The 244-nt window shown below is 62.3% G+C and carries 1 protein-coding gene; it reads left to right on the forward strand.

What is annotated here, in order from left to right; all coding sequences use genetic code 11:
- A partial coding sequence (locus KVT37_RS32620; protein WP_217579067.1) for a glycine cleavage T C-terminal barrel domain-containing protein occupies positions 1–244 on the forward strand: 244 nt, incomplete at both ends.

Below are 244 nucleotides of genomic sequence, written 5' to 3' on the forward strand. Positions count from 1 at the left end.
TGTTTCCAAACGCTTCGTGACGCTCGTCGTCGAGGCCGGCGATTGTGACGCACCCTACATGCCCACTCTGTGGCATTCCGGCCAGGTGGTCGGCGAGACGACCTCCGGAAACTGGGGCTATCGCACGGGAAAGTCCGTTGCACTCGGCATGCTGCGTGCCGATCTCGCCGAGCCCGGCACGGAACTGGAGGTCGAAATCTTCGGCGACCATTTCAAGGCTGTCGTGCAGGCGGAACAGGCTCTA

It is taken from the genome of Mesorhizobium sp. GbtcB19 (assembly GCF_019091085.1).
In the GTDB taxonomy this organism is placed as follows: Bacteria; Pseudomonadota; Alphaproteobacteria; order Rhizobiales; family Rhizobiaceae; genus Mesorhizobium.